We start from the raw sequence: 18,243 nt of genomic DNA on the forward strand, positions 1-18,243 counted from the left end.
CATTATGTGTGGTCGGGCTGAGTCTAGTGGCTCGCTACCGACTAGCTGTCTGACTCCGCACCGTCGCTTTGCTCGACGACTTCGTCCGCGTTCTCCTCGGCGTTGCGGGCGATGGCCAACAGCGTGTTCTCCTCACCCAGGTTCATCAGGCGCACGCCCTTGGTCTGGCGTCCCGCCTTGCGAACCTGGCCCGCTGCGGTCCGGATGACACCGCCTCCCGAGGTGATTGCGTAGAGCTCGCTGTCCTCATCGACTATCAACGCACCAACCAGCCTGCCACGCCGGCGGTCGTACATCACCGTCAGGACTCCCTTGCCGCCGCGGCCCTGCACCGGATACTCCTCGATCGCGGTCCGCTTGGCGTATCCGCCCGACGTCGCCACCAGCAGATAGGTGCCTTCGCGGACGACGTTGAGTGACAACAGGTAGTCGTCGGCGTTGAACCGCATGCCCTGCACCCCGGAGGTGGCGCGGCCCATCGGGCGCAGCGCTTCGTCGGTCGCCGAGAACCGGATGGATTGGCCGTTGGCCGACACCAGCAGCAGGTCGTCCTCGGCGGAGCAGAGCACGGCGCCGACCAGCTCGTCACCGTCGCGCAGGTTCACCGCCACGATCCCGCCCGACCGGTTCGAGTCGAAGTCGGTCAGCTTGGTCTTCTTGACCAGACCCTTGCGGGTCGCCAGGACCAGATAGGGCGCGTCCTCGTAGCTCTTGATCTGGATGACCTGAGCGATCCGCTCCTCGGGCTGGAAGGCCAGCAGGTTCGCGACATGCTGCCCGCGAGCGGTTCTCGAGGCCTCCGGGAGGTCATAGGCCTTGGCCCGATACACCCGGCCCTGAGTGGTGAAGAACAGAATCCAATCGTGCGTGGAGCACACAAAGAAGTGCCGCACGATGTCGTCCTGTTTCAACCCGGCGCCCTGGACTCCCTTGCCGCCGCGCTTCTGGCTGCGATACAGGTCGGTCTTGGTCCGCTTGGCATAGCCGGTCTCGGTGATGGTGACGACCACGTCTTCGCGCGCGATCAGGTCCTCGTCGGCGACGTCACCGTCGGCGGCGATGATCCGGGTACGACGCTCGTCGCCGTGCTTGTCGACGATCTCGGCGAGCTCGTCATGCACGATCCGGCGCTGGCGTTCCGGCTTGGCCAGGATGTCTTCGAGGTCCGCGATCTCGGCTTCGATCTTGGCCAGGTCGTCGACGATGCGCTGGCGCTCCAGCGCGGCCAGCCGGCGCAGCTGCATGTCCAGGATCGCCTGGGCCTGGATCTCGTCGATGTCCAGCAACTCGATCAGGCCGGCGCGCGCGATCTCCACGGTCTCCGACGCGCGGATCAGCGCGATGACCTCGTCGAGCGCATCGAGCGCTTTGACCAGACCGCGCAAGATGTGTGCGCGTTCGTTCGCCTTGCGCAACCGGTAGGTGGTGCGCCGGACGATGACGTCGAGTTGATGGGCGACGTAGTAGCGGATCATCTGGTCGAGCCGCAGCGTGCGCGGTACCCCGTCAACGATCGACAGCATGTTCGCGCCGAAGCTGGTCTGCAGCTGGGTGTGCTTGTAGAGGTTGTTCAGCACCACCTTGGCCACGGCGTCGCGCTTGATCTCCACCACGATGCGCAGACCGACCCGGTCACTGGACTGGTCTTCGATATTCGAGATGCCGGCCAGCTTGCCGTCGCGCACCTGCTCGGCGATCGAGGTGATGAAGTTGTCGTGGTTCACCTGGTACGGCAGCTCGGTGATCACCAGCGCGGTGCGACCACGTGAATCTTCTTCCACCTCAACGACTCCACGCATCCGGATGGATCCGCGTCCGGTGTTGTACGCGTCGTGGATGCCTTGCGACCCGACGATCAGACCGTAGGTGGGAAAGTCCGGGCCCTTGACCCGCTCGCAGACCGCGGCCAGTGTGGCCTCTTCGTCGGCCTCGTTGTTGTCCAGGCACCAGTAGACGGCTTCGGCCAGCTCCCGCAGGTTGTGCGGGGGGATGTTGGTCGCCATGCCGACCGCGATACCGCCGGAGCCATTGGCCAGCAGGTTGGGGAAGCGGCTGGGCAGCACGGTCGGCTCTTGCACGCGACCGTCATAGTTTGGGATGAAATCGACTGTCTCCTCGTCGATTTCACGAAGCATCTCCATCGCGAGCGGGGTCAGCCGCGCTTCGGTGTAGCGCATGGCGGCTGGCGGGTCGTTGCCCGGCGAACCGAAGTTGCCCTGCCCGTCGACCAGCGGATAGCGCAGCGACCACGGCTGCGCCATTCGCACCAGGGTGTCGTAAATCGATGCGTCGCCGTGCGGGTGGTAGTTACCCATCGTCTCGGCCACCGACCGCGCCGACTTGGCGTGACTGCGGTCCGGGCGGAACCCGGAGTCATACATCGCATAGAGCACCCGGCGGTGCACCGGCTTGAGACCGTCACGCACCTCGGGCAGCGCCCGGCCGACGATGACGCTCATCGCGTAATCGATGTAGCTGCGCTGCATCTCCTGCTGAATGTCGACCGGCTGGATCCGGTCTACCGAGTCGTCACCTGGTGGCAGCGTGGTGTCAGTCATGTATTCCTCGTTGGTCGGTCAACGGTGGCAGGTCTGATCGCTCAGACGTCCAGGAAGCGAACGTCCTTGGCGTTACGGGTGATAAAGCTGCGGCGCGCGTCGACGTCCTCGCCCATCAGGATGGAGAACAGCTCGTCGGCGGCCGCGGCGTCGTCGAGGGTGACTTGCCGCAACACCCGGACGGTGGGGTCCATCGTGGTTTCCCACAGCTCCTTGGCATCCATCTCGCCGAGACCCTTGTAGCGCTGGATGCCGTCGTCCTTGTTGATCTTCTTGCCCGCCTTCTGGCCGGCCTCCAGCAGGCCGTCGCGCTCACGATCGGAGTAGGCGAATTCGGGATCGCTGCGCTGCCACTTCAGCTTGTACAGCGGCGGCTGCGCCAGGAACACGTGCCCGTTCTCGATCAGCGGCCGCATGAACCGGAACAACAGCGTCAACAACAACGTGGAGATGTGCTGGCCGTCGACGTCCGCGTCGGCCATCAGCACGATCTTGTGATAGCGCAGCTTGGTGATGTCGAACTCGTCGTGGATGCCGGTGCCCAGCGCGGTGATGATCGCCTGGACTTCGGTGTTCTTCAGAACCCGGTCGATGCGGGCCTTCTCCACGTTGATGATCTTGCCGCGCAGCGGCAGGATGGCCTGGAACATCGAGTCGCGGCCGCTCTTGGCGGAGCCGCCAGCCGAATCACCCTCCACCACATACAGTTCCGACTTGCGCGGGTCGGTGGAGCGGCAGTCGGCCAGCTTGCCGGGCAGCCCGCCGAGGTCGGTGGCACTCTTGCGGCGCACCAACTCTCGCGCTTTGCGCGCGGCGATGCGGGCTTGGGCCGACGACACAGCCTTGTTGACCACGACCTTGGCGTCCGCAGGGTTGGCCTCGAACCAGTGGGTGAGTTGTTCGTTGCAGACCTTCTGCACGAACGACTTGACCTCGGTGTTGCCCAGTTTGGTCTTGGTCTGGCCCTCGAATTGCGGTTCGCTGACCTTGACCGAGATCACCGCGGCCAGGCCCTCGCGGATGTCGTCGCCGGTGAGGTTCGGGTCCTTGTCCTTCAGCAGCTTCTTGTCCTTGGCGTACTTGTTGACCACCGTCGTCAAAGCGCTGCGGAAGCCCTCCTCGTGGGTACCGCCCTCGTGGGTGTTGATGGTGTTGGCGAAGGTGTGTACCGATTCCGAGTAGCCGCCGTTCCACTGCATCGCGATTTCGACCTCGTGGCCGGGACCCTTGCCGTCGAAGTCGATGATGCTCTGCTGGATGGGGCTCTTGGTGCGGTTGATGTGCTTGACGAAGTCGACGAGCCCGCCGGGGTAATGGAAGGTGCGGTGCTTGACCTTATGTGGCGCAGTCGATTCCGCGGCTTTTTCCTCCGCGGACTTGGGGGCTTCGGCGGTGTCGCTGACGACCTCGTCGACGACCTCTTCGTTGCTGACCCGTTCGTCGGTGAGGTTGATCGTCAAGCCCTTGTTGAGGAAAGCCATCTCCTGCAGCCGGCGCGCGACGGTCTCGAAGTCGTACTCGGTGGTCTCGAAGATTTCGGGATCGGCCCAGAATCGGATGGTCGTGCCGGTGCGCTTGGTGGCCTCGCCCTGTTTGAGGGTTCCGGGTACGGCACGGTCGTAATACTGCGACCATTCATGACCGTCGCGGGCGATGTCCACCTCGAGGCGGGTCGAGAGTGCGTTGACCACCGACACGCCGACGCCGTGCAGACCGCCGCTGACGTTGTAGCCACTGTTTTCGCCGCCGAACTTGCCGCCGGCGTGTAGTTGCGTCATCACGACGTCGACGGTGGGAGCGCCGGTGGCGTGCATCGCCACCGGGATGCCGCGGCCGTTGTCGGAGACCTCTACGCTGCCGTCGTCGAGAATGCGGACGTCGACCTTGTCGGCGTAGCCGGCCATCGCCTCGTCGACCGAGTTGTCGACCACCTCCCAAATGAGGTGGTGCAGACCACGCTCACCGGTGGACCCGATGTACATGCCCGGGCGTTTGCGGACGGCCTCGAGACCTTCGAGCACGGTGATCGCTGAAGCGCCGTATTCGTCTTGTGCCTTCTTCTTCTGGGCAGCCACGGTCGGAATGCTCTCCTTGGGGTTTCATGCGGGCGGTTCCTCATCACCGCAACAGTCGCATCCCGTCAGTCTAGCGTGATCGTCCGCCCGCACCGATTTTCTGGCCGCGTTTCTACCCAGCTAACCGCGCCGTGCGCACGATTTCTCTATTCTGGCCGCGTCCCGACGTATGTCGAGGGGGTCCGCGTCGTCCTGGCGGATTTCAGGGGCCTGTGGACGAACCCCGGTATGGGGATCGGCGGCGGTTGTCCGACTTGCTAACCGTAGGTGTCGCGAGGGCCCCTTCCCGCGATATGGCGCGGTCCCTTGCGCCAGGACGGCGCGGCCGGTCCGGTGATCTTCAGCGACGTCACCACCCCGTTGCCGACGGCCGCGGCGATCTTGGCCAGTAACTGCGACTGGATCATCCGCAATTGGGTGGCCCATGCCGTGGATTCGGCGGCCACGCTCAGCACCCCGTCGTTCAGCGCGGTCGGGGAGGCGTGGTCGGCGATCTGATGGCCGACAACGGTCGCCCAGTTGCCCAGCACGGTGCCCTCGGCGACTTGCGCGGACCAACCACGTCTCCTCGCCAGATCGCGCGCCAGCCTGCCCAGGGGCTGGGGATCGCGCGCGTCCGGTCCCGGTCCCGACCAACTGCGCCGCCGGCCCGCCACACGTCGCGGGGCGGGGGCCGCCGCTCGGCCGCGGCCGGCGTCTTTCCCCTGCGCGCGGGCGGCCGCTCGGGCTTCCTCGAGCGTGCGCCGGACCAAATCAATGCCACTCAGGGCATTCGACGGTTCGGTGGGACGCGAATCCTCATCCATGCCCGTCATGAGTGCATCTCCGATACCCGCCCGGCGTCGCTGTCGCGCAAATCCACATGGATCTGCCGGGCGTCCCAGCCCGTCGGAATGTCTTCGAGCACCGCCGCGGTGACCAGTACCTGTTCGGCCGATTCGGCCACCGTGGCCAGCGCGCGACGACGGGCCGCGTCCAGTTCGGCGAACACGTCGTCGAGCAACAACACGGGTTCACTTTCTTCGGTTCGCAGCAATTCGTAGGCGGCCAGGCGCAGCGACAACGCCAAGGACCACGATTCCCCGTGGCTCGCAAAGCCTTTAGCGGGCTGGTCGCCGAGCGACAATTCCAAGTCGTCGCGGTGCGGCCCGACGAGACACATCCCGCGTTCCAGCTCCGCGTCGCGGCGCGCCGACAAAGCCGCCAGCAGGGCGGCTTCCAGGAAGTCGCGGTCGGCATCGGCGATATCCGCTTGGGCGCCCAGGCCGGAGCGATAGCCGATCGAAGCGGCACGTGATCCGGGGGCCAAGAGCTGATAGGCCTTTTCGACCTCGGGTGCCAACTGATTCACCAAATCGAGGCGGGCGGCCATCAGTCGCGCGCCGTGCTCGGCCAGGCGACTGTCCCAGACGTCAAGCGTGTCCAGCGCGCTCTGATCGCCGCGATAGCGGGCGCCGGACAGCGATTTCAACAGCGCCGTGCGCTGCCGCAGGACTTTGTCGTAGTCGGAGCGCACCGCGGCCACCGCCGGGCGGCGCACCGTCGCCAAGTCGTCCAGGTATCGCCGCCTGTCGGACGGGTCGCCCCGCACCAGGGCCAGATCCTCGGGAGCAAACAACACCGCCCGTAGGACCCCGATGACTTCGCGGGTGCTGCGCACCGGCGATCGGTTCAGCCGCGCCTTATTCGCCCGGCCGGCCGCGATCTCCAGATCGACCGCGCACTCCCTACCCTCGTTGACAACGATCGTCGAAACCACCGCCCGGTCGGCACCCGCGCGTATCAACGGCGCGTCCGTGCCCACTCGATGCGACCCCATGGTGCTCGAATACCACAGGGCTTCAAGAAGATTCGTCTTTCCAAACCCATTGGATCCGATGAAGACCGTCCGACCAGGCTGCAACTCGAGGTCGGCGTGTGCCCAGGACCGGAAATCGCGCAGTCCCAAATGCCGGACGTACACCTAGCCAGGCAACCGGACGGGCATCAACAAGTAGACGTAATCGGTCGGTAGGGCGCTGTAGGGCCCGGTACCCGTCGGGTGGCTGTCGTCACTCAATGCCGGCCGGAGCAACGCCGGTTTGCCCGGAGTCGTGAAACCGAACGATACCCGGTCCGAATGGACGGATCCCAGCCCGTCGGTCAGATACGTCGGGTTGAACGCGATCGTCAGCGGCTCTCCGACAAAATCGACCGCCAGATCTTCCTCGGCCCGGCCGACGTCATCGGCGCCCGCCGACAGCCGCAGCGACCCCTCGCTGAATTCCATCCGCACCTGGGCGCCCCGATCCGCCACCAATGCGACGAGCTTGATGGCCTCGGTCAGCTCCGCCACGTCGATGGTCGCGACCGCCGTGTGCTCGGCCGGCAGCAGCTGACGGAACTTCGGGAATTCCGCATCAAGCAGACGCGTGGTGCTGCGCTTGCCGTTACCGCTGATGCCCAGCAGCCCGTCTTTTCCGACGCCCGATCCCGCACCCAATGACAACCGGACCTCGGAGCCGTCACCGCCCGTCCGCGCCGCTTCGGCCAGTGTCTTGGCCGGGACCAGGACCGCGGCTTCTATGTCGGGTGAGGCCGCCGACCAGGTCAGCTCACGGACTGCCAAGCGGAACCTGTCGGTGGCGGCCAAAACCACGGTGTCACCCGAAATCTCAACCCTGATCCCGGTCAGCATCGGCAAAGTGTCGTCACGGCCGGCCGCAATGGCGACCTGGCTGATCGCCTCGGCGAACAGATCAGCGGGCAGCATCCCGGTCTCTTCCGGCAGCGCCGGCAACGTCGGATAATCCTCAACCGCCATCGTCGGCAACGAAAACCTGGCATTTCCGCAGTGCAGCGCCACCCGATTCCCGTCGACGTAGAAGTCGATCGGCTTGTTGGGCAGGGCCCGCACGATGTCCGACAACAACCGCCCGGACACCAAAACGCTTCCCGGAGAAGCTATTTCAGCTGGAACCTGCGCTTCGGCGGAAACCTCGTAATCGAATCCGGAGATCGTCAGCCCCTCATCGGTCCCCGACAGCAGCACGCCGGAAAGCACCGGTACGGCGGGTCTGGACGGCAGGTTCTTCGCCACCCATGACACCGCGTCTGCGAAAGACTCCCGAACCAAACGAAATTTCAAGTCGCTGAGGCCAGCCGTTGTCGTCGCCGCGTCCATAGCGTCCCTTCACCTACCCAGCGTTTCGAATCCATTGGCTAGCCGCCCCCCGCTAGCACGGGGCTCCGCCGCGAACGCCGGTGGCGGGTAATGCCAACGACGACCGCAACGGCAGTCGAAGAACAACCGTAGATCCTTCGAGGCCATCTTGAAAGCTAATCGCAAAGCCCGACAACCCGGGCTTACGAAGCCTCAGACGGCAGGTGTGAGCCGTGCGTCCCCAAGCCTGTATTCCAAAGAAGAACCGATGAAGATATCTCAGTACCAGTATTAAGGCCTGTGCATTCTGGGGATAGCACCGTCTCGGCGCAGCTAGCGCAGCGATCGGGCTGTGCATCGCGTCGTGAACGCCTGTGGGTGACGTGTTGGGAGCGTGGGGACGAACGACGGCTGTGCACCCAAGCCGCATTACTACACCGGTGCTTAATTGCGTTGTGCACAGCCCTGCCCACATGCCGTCGGTGAGACGGGTGTGACAGGCGCGCGTGAAGTTTCTCGAAAAAAATTACCAACATCGGCGGCCGAAGCCCGAAAACCGGTCGTTGGCGACGCTGCAGATGAGGGCTCAGCGCTTGGAGCGCTGGCGGATGCGAGTGGTGAGTTCCTTGACGTGATCAAAAACCTCACGCCGCTCGGCCATCTCGGACAAGATCTTGCGCTGCGCGTACATGACCGTCGTGTGATCACGGCCGAATGCCTGCCCGATCTTGGGCAGCGAGAGATCGGTGAGCTCGCGGCACAGGTACATGGCGATCTGGCGTGACTGGGCCAGTGCCCGAGTCTTGCCGGGGCCACGAAGTTCCTCCACTGTGGTGTCGAAGTATTCGGCGGTGGCCGCCATGATGGTGGCAGCACTGATCTGCATGGTGCTGGCATCGGCGATCAGGTCCCGCAGCACAATCTCGGCCAGCGCCTTGTCGATCGGTGTTTTGTTCAACGAGGCGAACGCGGTCACCCGAATCAAGGCCCCTTCGAGCTCTCGAATGTTGCGTTCGATGCTGCTGGCGATGAGTTCCAGCACGTCGTCGGGGACCGCCAGCCGCTCCATCTGAGCCTTCTTGCGCAGGATGGCGATGCGGGTTTCCAGCTCGGGGGGCTGCACATCGGTGATCAGGCCCCACTCGAACCGCGTTCTCAGCCGGTCTTCCAGGGTGGCCAGCTGTTTGGGCGGCCGGTCCGACGAGATGACGATCTGTTTGTTGGCGTTATGCAGGGTGTTGAAGGTGTGGAAGAACTCTTCCTGGATACCTTCCTTGCCCTCGATGAACTGGATGTCATCGACCAGTAGCACGTCGACGTCGCGATAGCTGCGCTTGAACGCCACCTTGCGGTCGTCGCGGAGCGAGTTGATGAAGTCGTTGGTGAATTCCTCGGTGGAGACGTACTTGACTCGCATTCCCGGGAAGAGCCGCTGCGCGTAATTGCCCGCGGCGTGCAGCAGGTGGGTCTTGCCGAGGCCGGACTCACCCCAGATGAACAACGGGTTGTACGCCCGGGCCGGCGCTTCGGCGATCGCCAGGGCGGCGGCGTGCGCGAACCGGTTGGAGGCGCCGATGACGAAAGTGTCGAAGGTGTAGCGGCGGTTGAGGCTCGTTCCGGCGGCGACTGCCGGATCGATCGCGTGCGGCCGCTCGGTGAAGTAGTTGGGCCAGCCCGGCTGGTTGTCGCTGACGGTCTCGCTGTTTTCGAAGGCTTCCTCGGTGTCGATGACCGTTTCGCCGGCGGCCGAGGACGGGTCGGATCCGGGGAACGGTTCCGCCGCCGGGATGAGCGCATCGTCGACATCGTCAGGCGGGGGAGCGATGCGGACTCCAAGTTGGATCTGCTGCCCGAGCCGGCGGCTGAGCGCGTCGGTGATCGGCGCCCGGAGATGTCTTTCGATCTCGTTCTGGACGAAGCTGCTCGGCACCGACAGCAGAGCGAATCCCTCGACGATGGTCAGCGGGCGGACCAGATTCAGCCACGCTCGTTGCTGCGGAGTCAGGGGAGTGACAAGGGTCGTGCGGTTGACGGCCATGCCGTCTGCGGTGGGTTCCCCGTTGAGCTCGGAAACGACCGCATTCCACACTGTCGTGAAACTGGAACCGGGGTCATCGGTCAACGACGCATCTCCCTGGTTCTCGAACGTCCCGACCCGAGTTACAACCGCGCTGAGCGACAAAATAACTGTCCACATAGTTATACACAGGTGTGGACAGGATGATCATAGGCGAGCCAGAACCTACCGGCCGGCTCGCGATCGACGCGCTGGAAGAGAACCTCGAAAGGTTGTCTAAGCAGCTAGTCGATCCACCATCCTCGCTTCGTTGCCGAGCGCTGCTTGTCGTCTAAAACGACTTCGCAGAAGCTAACAGTTTTCCGTTCGGCTGCCAACAGTTCTGCTGCATTCCAGTCAGGTCATTTAGGGTACGTGGGGCTTGCTTCGGCTCGTTATGGTAGCGACGACTGCGGCGAGTGTGATCGAAACGGAGATCTTTTTTCACGCCTTCGCGTGGGTCCGTTGGGGGAAGCCAGGTTTGACCAGGCGAAGCCTCGTCAGTACCCTCAAACAGTCGCCCGAAAGTCGGCGATACGGCTGCGACCAGAACCACTTGGGGACCGCGCCGGCCAGCAGCACCAAGACCACCTCCGGTCGAACCGCAGACGAGCTCGATGCGAAACGTCTGAGCGGCCGGACGGCAACACAACGAGGAGAACGTCGTGGCCAAGGGCAAGCGGACCTTCCAGCCGAATAACCGGCGCCGAGCCCGCGTGCATGGCTTCCGCCTGCGGATGCGCACACGTGCCGGGCGCGCCATCGTGTCCGGTCGGCGCCGCAAGGGTCGTCGCGCGCTCTCTGCCTGATCGCAGCGCCAGGTCTTCAGCGGTGCTTTCCGCACGCAACCGCATGACGCGGTCAATTGACTTTGACGCGACGGTGAAGCACGGGATTCGTCTGGCACAGCCCGACGTTGTCGTGCATCTGCGCCGCGGACCCGCTCGCGACGAAACCCACGCCCCGCGCGTCGGATTGGTGGTGGGCAAGCCCGTCGGGTCCGCCGTGGAACGGCATCGCGTCGCTCGGCGTCTGCGGCATGTAGCTCGCACGCTGCTGGACGAGCTGGGTCAGTCGGATCAGTTGGTGATCCGCGCGCTGCCCAGCAGCCGGACCGCGTCCTCGGCCCGACTCGAGCAGGAACTGCGCCGTTGTCTGCGACGAGTTCCGGCGGCGGGGAGCAAGGGGTGACGGCGCCGGCGCGGCTGCGCGCGTTCGTACGTATGGCCGGAAGGTCGGCCGCGCGCGGCGCCGTTTTCGCGATCCAGCTGTACCGCCATATGGTGTCGCCGCTACGCCCGGCGACATGCCGTTTCGTTCCGACCTGCAGCCAGTATGCGGTCGATGCGCTCAATGAGTACGGCCTGATTCGGGGGAGCTGGCTGGCTGCGGCCAGACTCGCCAAGTGCGGACCGTGGCATGAAGGCGGATGGGATCCGATACCGGACCGCCCCCAAAACCACGTGAATTGCCGAGATGCCAGCGACGCCCGGGCCGTCCGAGCGTCGCGAGGGGAGAGTGGATCTTTTGTTTGATTTCTTCAGCCTCGACTTCGTCTACTACCCGGTGTCGTGGATCATGTGGGTTTGGTACAAGTTGTTCGCCTCCATGCTGGGGCCGTCGAACTTCTTCGCCTGGGCGCTGTCGGTGATGTTCTTGGTCTTCAGCCTGCGCGCGCTGCTCTATAAGCCTTTCGTGCGGCAGATCCGCACCACGCGCCAGATGCAGGAGCTGCAACCGCAGATCAAGGCGCTGCAGAAGAAGTACGGCAAGGATCGCCAGCGCATGGCGCTCGAGATGCAGAAGCTGCAGCGCGAACACGGCTTCAACCCGATCCTGGGCTGTCTGCCGATGTTGGCGCAGATCCCGGTGTTCATCGGCCTGTATCACGTGTTGCGCTCGTTCAACCGGACCACCGGCGGCTTCGGCCAGCCCCACTTGTCGGTGGCGCAGAACCGTATGACCGGAAACTACGTCTTCACCCCGACCGATGTCGGGCACTTCCTGGACGCCAATTTGTTCGGCGCACCGATCGGCGCTTTCATGACGCAGCGCACCGGTCTGGATGCGTTCACCTTCTTCAGCCGGCCAGCCGTGATCGCGGTGGGCCTGCCGGTGATGATCCTGGCCGGGGTCGCCACCTACTTCAACAGCCGGGCGTCGGTGGCGCGGCAGAGCCCGGAGGCGGCCGCCAACCCGCAGACCGCGATGATGAACAAGCTCGCGCTGTACGTGTTCCCACTCGGCGTGGTGGTCGGTGGGCCGTTCCTTCCCCTCGCGATCATCCTGTATTGGTTCGCGAACAACATCTGGACCTTCGGGCAGCAGCACTACGTCTTCGGGATGATCGAGAAAGAGGACGAGGCCAAGAAGCAGGAAGTGATCCAGCGCAGGGCGGCGAACGCGCCCGCGCCGGGAGCCAAGCCGAAGCGCAATCCGAAGGCCGTATCGCCGGGCGGGAACGGTTCGGCGACGGCCGGCAGCGAGACCGACGCATCCGGTTCCGCCGCGGCGGATTCCGAAGTGGCCGACGGGGCTCCGCCTGACGCGAGCGGTGGCCCGACCAACCGCACGCCGCGGCCCGGGGCGCGACCGAAGAAACGCAAACGCTGATACGGGCGTAATAGCTAGCGGGGCCGCCCGGAGAGGGCGACCCCAATTGGGCTGGGGCCCATGGATTGAGGGAGAGAAGACATGACAGACGCCGACACCACCGAGCGCGACGTTGATACACAGCTCGACACGCAAACCGCCACCGCCGATGCCCCGGATGCCGGTGCGGACGAGATCGATGATCTGGAGGAGCGGTTGGTCGCCGAGGGCGAAATAGCCGGCGACTACCTCGAAGAGTTGTTGGACCTGTTGGACTTCGATGGGGACATCGACTTGGACGTCGAGGGCAGCCGCGCCATCGTGAGCATCGATGGCAGCGACGACTTGACCAAGTTGGTGGGTCGCGGCGGCGAGGTGCTGGACGCCCTACAGGAACTCACCCGGCTGGCGGTGCACCAGAAGACCGGAGTGCGAAGCCGATTGATGCTCGACATCGCGAGCTGGCGCCGCCGGCGCCGGGAGGAACTGGCGGCGCTGGGGGACAAGGTCGCGCGCCGGGTGCTCGAATCCGGCGAGCGCGAAGAGCTTGCGCCGATGACGCCGTTCGAACGCAAGATCGTCCACGACGCGGTCGCCGCGGTCCCCGGAGTGCACAGCGAGAGCGAGGGCGTTGAGCCCGCGCGCCGCGTGGTCGTCCTGCACGACTGACCGCACAGAGTTACAGCCGTGTAGTTCCCGTCGTCCACCGGCCTCCGAAGGTTGAAAGTGCGCGCGCCAACTAGAGGATGTTTCACGTGAAACATGGCGGCCCCGCGGATGCAGCGACGGGCCACTCGGGGGAGGGCGCCGACAACGGCAGCCCCCCAGACGCCGCGATAGCGATCTTCGGCGATCGACTCCACAGCGCGCAGCGGTATGCGGAGTTCCTCAGGACCGCAGGGGTGGAGCGGGGGCTGCTCGGCCCGCGGGAAGTGGACCGCATTTGGGAGCGCCACATACTTAATAGCGCGGCCCTCGCCGAACTCCTCGGCCGGGGCGAGCGGATCATCGACATCGGCAGCGGGGCCGGCCTGCCCGGAATACCGCTGGCGATTGCGCGGCCCGATCTCGAGGTCGTGTTGCTCGAACCGCTGCTGCGGCGCAGCGAATTTCTCAACGAGGTCGTCAACGAACTAGGGTTAGCCGTCGAGGTGGTCCGTGGCCGTGCGGAGGAACCGGGAGTGCGCAACCGGTTCGGGGAGAGGGATGCTGCGGTGTCGCGAGCGGTTGCATCGTTGGACAAGTTGACGAAGTGGAGCTTGCCATTGCTACGGCCCGCCGGGCGGATGCTTGCCATCAAGGGGGAGCGGGCTTTGGATGAAGTTGACCAATTCCGGCGTGTGATGGCCGCATCGGGCGCCGCTGATGTCAGGGTGGTGACATGTGGCGCGACCTATTTGCGTCCCCCCGCAACCGTAGTTTCAGCGCGACGCGGAAAGCCGCCGCACCACAAACCGGCACGGACCGGGAAGGCCGGAAACCGATGACTTCTTCAGCAGATTGGCCGGCGGCTTCTCAGGCGCCGGCAGACGTTCACCAAGCGGGGGCACCCACGCCGGCGCTGGCGGGGCCGGACGCATCCACACCGCCCGCGGTTGCCGCGGCGCCGACGGCGACGGCGAATGTTTCACGTGAAACGGTGGACGATTTCGACACCCCCATCGGGGCGGCGGCCGAACGCGCGATGCGCGTGCTGCACACCACCTACCCGCCGCTGCGCAGGCCGTCCCGTCGTCGAGTCTTCACCGTCGCGAACCAGAAGGGCGGGGTCGGAAAAACGACCACCGCCGTCAACCTAGCGGCGGCGCTCGCGCTGCAGGGACTCAAGACCCTTGTCATCGACCTCGACCCACAGGGCAACGCGAGCACGGCACTCGGCATCACCGATCGGCAATCGGGGACACCCTCGTCGTACGAAGTCTTACTCGGTGAGGTCGCCGTGCACGACGCCCTCCGCCAGAGCCCGCACAACGAGCGCCTGTTCTGCATCCCGGCAACAATCGATTTGGCGGGCGCCGAAATCGAATTGGTCAGCATGGTGGCGCGCGAGAACCGGCTGCGCACCGCGCTGGCCGACCTCGAGAACCTGGATTTCGACTGCGTCTTCATCGATTGCCCGCCATCGCTCGGGCTCCTGACGATCAATGCGCTCGTCGCTGCGCCGGAGGTCATGATCCCGATTCAGTGCGAGTACTACGCGCTCGAGGGCGTTTCGCAATTGATGCGCAACATCGAAATGGTGAAGGCGCACCTCAATCCCAAGCTCGAGGTGAGCACCGTGGTGCTGACCATGTATGACGGCCGCACCAAGCTCGCGGACCAGGTCGCGGAAGAGGTGCGCCGGTACTTCGGGAGCAAGGTGTTGCGCACCGTCATTCCGCGCAGCGTGAAGGTCTCCGAAGCACCGGGTTACAGCATGACCATCATCGATTACGACCCCGGTTCACGCGGGGCGATGAGCTACCTCGATGCGAGCCGCGAGCTCGCCGAGCGCGACTGACCACCGAAGGGACGACCATGACACAGCCGTTACGCAAGAAGGGTGGCCTCGGCCGGGGCCTGGCTTCGCTTATCCCGACCGGCCCCGCGGAGGGCGACTCGGGTCCGGCGACGCTTGGCCCGCGGATGGGCGACGCCGCCGCTGACGTCTTGATCGGGGGACCGCCACCGCAAGACGCATCGCCGTTGGGTGCAGTCTATCGCGAGATTGCACCGGCCGACATCGAACGTAACCCGCGTCAGCCGCGGCAGGTTTTCGACGAGGAAGCCCTGTCGGAGCTCGTGCACTCCATTCGCGAGTTCGGCCTCTTGCAGCCGATCGTGGTTCGAGCGACCAAGGATTCCGCGAGCGGTGCGCGTTACCAGATCGTGATGGGGGAGCGGCGCTGGCGCGCGGCGCAAGAGGCAGGCCTGGCGACCATCCCCGCCATCGTGCGCGAGACCGGCGACGACGATTTGCTGCGCGACGCCCTGTTGGAGAACATCCACCGGGTGCAGCTGAACCCGTTGGAAGAGGCGGCAGCCTACCAACAGCTGCTCGACGAGTTCGGTGTCACCCACGATGAACTGGCGGCGCGAATCGGCCGGTCGCGGCCCTTGATCACGAACATGATCCGACTCCTCAAGCTGCCGATCGCGGTGCAGCGGCGGGTGGCCGCCGGAGTGCTGTCCGCCGGTCACGCGCGAGCGCTGCTGTCGCTGGAGGCCGGTCCCGAAGCACAGGAGGAGCTGGCCGCCCGGATCGTTGCCGAAGGACTTTCGGTGCGGGCAACCGAGGAGGCCGTCACGTTGGCCAACCGGAGCGGTGCGGCCACGCCGACGGCTCCGCGCCGCAAGCCCATCCAGATGCCGGGCCTGCAAGACGTTGCCGACCGGCTGTCGACCGCCTTCGATACGCGCGTCACGGTCAGCCTGGGGAAGCGCAAGGGCAAGATCGTGGTCGAGTTCGGGTCGGTGGACGATCTACAACGGATTCTCGACGTTATGTCCCCGTCCAAGGCGTGAACTAGGACACCGTGTAATTACGTCACTGTGACAACCGGGCGACTTTTCCCGCGATCCGGCCACCCCGGACACCGCGGCTCAACGAAACGGCGTGCGTATCAACAACTCTCGACGAAAGGCGCGTGGTGGCGGCCCGGCGTCGGCCGTCCGGGCGCGTCGACCCCGATGACCAGGCCAAAGCTGGCCCGATGAGGACCACCTCTCCTATCCTGGAGGGGTTGCAGGTGCAGACGGCTGCAGTACCGCACAAGAGCCAGGAGGCTAGTGTCCGCTCGAATCATGCCGCTGAGGCTCGAGGCATTCGAGCAGCTTCCCAAGCACGCACGCCGGTGCGTCTTCTGGGAAGTTGATCCCGCGACCCTCGGTAATCAGGATCACCTCGCCGACCCCGAATTCGAAAAAGAAGCGTGGTTGTCGATGGTGATGCTGGAGTGGGGATCGTGCGGGCAAGTTGCGACCGCGGTTCCGGACGAGCGGAGCCAAGCGGAGCCCCCGTGCCTGGGCTATGTCTTCTACGCCCCGCCGCGAGCGGTGCCGCGGGCACAGCGGTTCCCGACCGGTCCGGTGTCCGCCGACGCGGTGCTGTTGACGTCGATGGGCATCGAACCCGGCCCGGCGGCCGATGACCTGCCGCACGGCTTGATCGCCCGGGTCATCGATGAACTGGTACGCCGCGGCGTGCGCGCGCTCGAGGCGTTCGGCCGTACCCCGGCCGCTTCGGAATTGCAGGATCCGCGCTTGGTCGGTCCCGACGTTCGGCCGGTGTTGGAAGCCGTCGGTGATTGCTCGGTGGACCACTGCGTCATGGATGCAGAATTCCTGAAAGACACGGGTTTCGTTGTGGTAGCGCCACATCCGTACTTCCCTCGGCTGCGGCTCGAACTCGACAAGGGCCTCGGCTGGAAGGCGGAGGTGGAGGCCGCCCTGGAGCGCCTGCTGGAAAACGCGCACCTGGAGCAGCCGGTCGGCGCCGGGTCCACGACCTCGGGCGCCGGGTCTACAACAGCGAATGCGCCCGAAACCCCCGGGGTGATTAGTACCTAGGAACCGCCGAGTTGGCTGGTGCGTTCCACCGACAGTTCGTGGGCCAGCAACTCGGCGAAAGTGAAGGTGCCGGTGGGGCGGTCGTTCTTGCCCAACAGGTAGAGCCGCTTGACGGCGGCGAGGATGCCCTCGGCGATGGCGTCGCGGGCCTGCGTCGAGACCAGCATCGAGCGGTCCCGAGGGTTGGTGATGTAGCCGACGTCGACCTGTACGGTTGGCATCCGGGTCAGGCGCAGCAGATCCCACGTCCTGCCGTGCGTGCGGCAGTCCCGTAAACCGGTGCGGGCCACCACTTCTCGCTGGATGAAGTCGGCGAGGTTGCGCCCAATGGTCGACACCGAACCGTGCGAGTTGCCGAAGTGAAAGCTAGCCACCCCGTTGGCGGCCGCGCTGGCCTGACTTTCGCAGCGCAGGCTGATCATCAGGTCGGCACCGACATTGTTGGCGGTGGCGGCGCGTTCGGCATCGAGGGGACTGCGGTTGACCGGTCGCGACAGGAAGGTCTCCATGCCGATCGCGGCCATCCGTCCTTCCAAGCGGCTGCCCAAGTCCCACAACACATCTGCTTCGCTGATCGGCCCCGACGGGCCCTGCATGATGGTGCCGTGGTCCGCGCCGCCGCGGCCCGGATCGATGATGATCCGCTTGCCCGACAATCTGGGACCGGATGAGCGCACCAGCTCCTCTTCGCGGAGCGCATGCGGAGATCCGCCGGTGACTCGCGAACTCAGGAAATGAAAGGAGCGCAACGTTTCTGGGCCGCAGATACCGTCGGCGGACAGGCCGTACTCACGCTGGTACGACATCAACGCGTTGTGCGTCTGCAGTCCGAAGTATCCATCGACCAGGCCGGTGTAGAAGCCCAGATCCTGCAGTCGCGCCTGCAGCGTGGCCACGTCGTCACCGAACAGGGGTGCGCCGAATTGGTGATACAGCGTGCGGGCACCAAGCCGGTACGACGCCTCTTTGAGCGCCCGGTAGGTGGCCTCGCCGACGATACCGTCCACCAGCAGACCGCGATGCTGCTGAAAGGCACGTACCGCTTGGTCGAGTTCGGCATCGAAGAGTTCGAGGGCCACGTGCCGGCCGGTGTTGAGATCGTCCTCGGAGCTGTCCAGCAGGCCCAGTGTGGCCAGGGTCGCCCGGATCTCGGTCACGGCAGCGCTGTGATCACCACAGCGCAGCGCGTCGCCGTATTCGCGGCGCGGACTCGGCATACCAAGGGCCCTCCGGGACTAATTGACAAGCTCAGATGTGGGCAACAGCTAACGG

Annotated in this window: 16 protein-coding genes; 9 read left to right on the forward strand and 7 right to left on the reverse strand. The window is 65.2% G+C overall.

All coding sequences use genetic code 11. The features are described from left to right. Positions 1–41 precede the first annotated feature (41 nt). The 6 genes from gyrA to dnaA all read right to left on the reverse strand — a co-directional run bounded on the left by gyrA (position 42) and on the right by dnaA (position 9,897). Positions 42–2,558, reverse strand: a complete 2,517-nt coding sequence (gene gyrA, locus AC5Y4H_RS03100) for a DNA gyrase subunit A (protein WP_499978451.1) — start codon at positions 2,556–2,558, stop codon at positions 42–44. Positions 2,559–2,599: 41 nt separating this feature from the next. Beyond that, positions 2,600–4,633: a DNA topoisomerase (ATP-hydrolyzing) subunit B gene (gene gyrB / locus AC5Y4H_RS03105; protein ID WP_499978453.1), complete on the reverse strand. Its 2,034-nt coding sequence runs from the start codon at positions 4,631–4,633 to the stop codon at positions 2,600–2,602. A 257-nt stretch (positions 4,634–4,890) separates the two neighbouring features. Further along, positions 4,891–5,448: a DUF721 family protein gene (locus AC5Y4H_RS03110; RefSeq protein ID WP_499978455.1), complete on the reverse strand. Its 558-nt coding sequence runs from the start codon at positions 5,446–5,448 to the stop codon at positions 4,891–4,893. Next, positions 5,445–6,596, reverse strand: coding sequence for a DNA replication/repair protein RecF (gene recF / locus AC5Y4H_RS03115; protein WP_499978456.1), 1,152 nt, complete (start codon positions 6,594–6,596; stop codon positions 5,445–5,447). Before recF ends, AC5Y4H_RS03110 begins: the two co-directional genes overlap by 4 nt. Next, positions 6,597–7,796, reverse strand: a complete 1,200-nt coding sequence (gene dnaN / locus AC5Y4H_RS03120; RefSeq protein ID WP_499978458.1) for a DNA polymerase III subunit beta — start codon at positions 7,794–7,796, stop codon at positions 6,597–6,599. A gap of 565 nt (positions 7,797–8,361) precedes the next feature. Then, positions 8,362–9,897 carry a chromosomal replication initiator protein DnaA gene (gene dnaA, locus AC5Y4H_RS03125; RefSeq protein ID WP_499978459.1) on the reverse strand — a complete coding sequence of 512 codons (1,536 nt, stop codon included), beginning with the start codon at positions 9,895–9,897 and terminating at the stop codon, positions 8,362–8,364. A 599-nt stretch (positions 9,898–10,496) separates the two neighbouring features. Between dnaA and rpmH the strand changes: the two genes are divergently transcribed. The 9 genes from rpmH to AC5Y4H_RS03170 all read left to right on the forward strand — a co-directional run bounded on the left by rpmH (position 10,497) and on the right by AC5Y4H_RS03170 (position 16,971). Beyond that, complete coding sequence (gene rpmH / locus AC5Y4H_RS03130; RefSeq protein ID WP_003874369.1) at positions 10,497–10,640, forward strand: 50S ribosomal protein L34; 144 nt, start codon at positions 10,497–10,499, stop codon at positions 10,638–10,640. Between the two features lie 22 nt (positions 10,641–10,662). Beyond that, positions 10,663–11,022 carry a ribonuclease P protein component gene (rnpA, locus tag AC5Y4H_RS03135; RefSeq protein WP_499978460.1) on the forward strand — a complete coding sequence of 120 codons (360 nt, stop codon included), beginning with the start codon at positions 10,663–10,665 and terminating at the stop codon, positions 11,020–11,022. Between the two features lie 32 nt (positions 11,023–11,054). Beyond that, on the forward strand, positions 11,055–11,366 hold the full coding sequence (yidD, locus tag AC5Y4H_RS03140) for a membrane protein insertion efficiency factor YidD (RefSeq protein WP_499978629.1): 312 nt from the start codon (positions 11,055–11,057) through the stop codon (positions 11,364–11,366). Beyond that, positions 11,350–12,444, forward strand: coding sequence for a membrane protein insertase YidC (gene yidC / locus AC5Y4H_RS03145; protein WP_499978462.1), 1,095 nt, complete (start codon positions 11,350–11,352; stop codon positions 12,442–12,444). The genes yidD and yidC overlap by 17 nt, the downstream gene beginning before the upstream one ends. 81 nt (positions 12,445–12,525) lie before the next feature. Then, positions 12,526–13,092 (forward strand): Jag family protein, encoded by a 567-nt coding sequence (locus AC5Y4H_RS03150; RefSeq protein ID WP_499978464.1) that lies wholly within the window; start codon positions 12,526–12,528, stop codon positions 13,090–13,092. 77 nt (positions 13,093–13,169) lie between these two features. Continuing rightward, entirely contained in the window at positions 13,170–13,910 is a 741-nt protein-coding gene (gene rsmG, locus AC5Y4H_RS03155; RefSeq protein WP_499978467.1) for a 16S rRNA (guanine(527)-N(7))-methyltransferase RsmG, read from the forward strand. Continuing rightward, a complete protein-coding gene (locus AC5Y4H_RS03160; RefSeq protein ID WP_499978469.1) occupies positions 13,907–14,923 on the forward strand; it encodes a ParA family protein in 1,017 nt (338 codons plus the stop codon). Before rsmG ends, AC5Y4H_RS03160 begins: the two co-directional genes overlap by 4 nt. A 17-nt stretch (positions 14,924–14,940) precedes the next feature. Then, positions 14,941–15,927 carry a ParB/RepB/Spo0J family partition protein gene (locus AC5Y4H_RS03165; RefSeq protein WP_499978471.1) on the forward strand — a complete coding sequence of 329 codons (987 nt, stop codon included), beginning with the start codon at positions 14,941–14,943 and terminating at the stop codon, positions 15,925–15,927. Between the two features lie 264 nt (positions 15,928–16,191). Then, positions 16,192–16,971: an acetyltransferase gene (locus AC5Y4H_RS03170; RefSeq protein ID WP_499978472.1), complete on the forward strand. Its 780-nt coding sequence runs from the start codon at positions 16,192–16,194 to the stop codon at positions 16,969–16,971. Here the strand turns inward: AC5Y4H_RS03170 and AC5Y4H_RS03175 are convergent. Beyond that, positions 16,968–18,188: an N-acetylmuramoyl-L-alanine amidase gene (locus AC5Y4H_RS03175; RefSeq protein WP_499978474.1), complete on the reverse strand. Its 1,221-nt coding sequence runs from the start codon at positions 18,186–18,188 to the stop codon at positions 16,968–16,970. The genes AC5Y4H_RS03170 and AC5Y4H_RS03175 overlap by 4 nt on opposite strands. Positions 18,189–18,243 lie beyond the last annotated feature (55 nt).

This window comes from Mycobacterium sp. NGS58 (assembly GCF_059812385.1).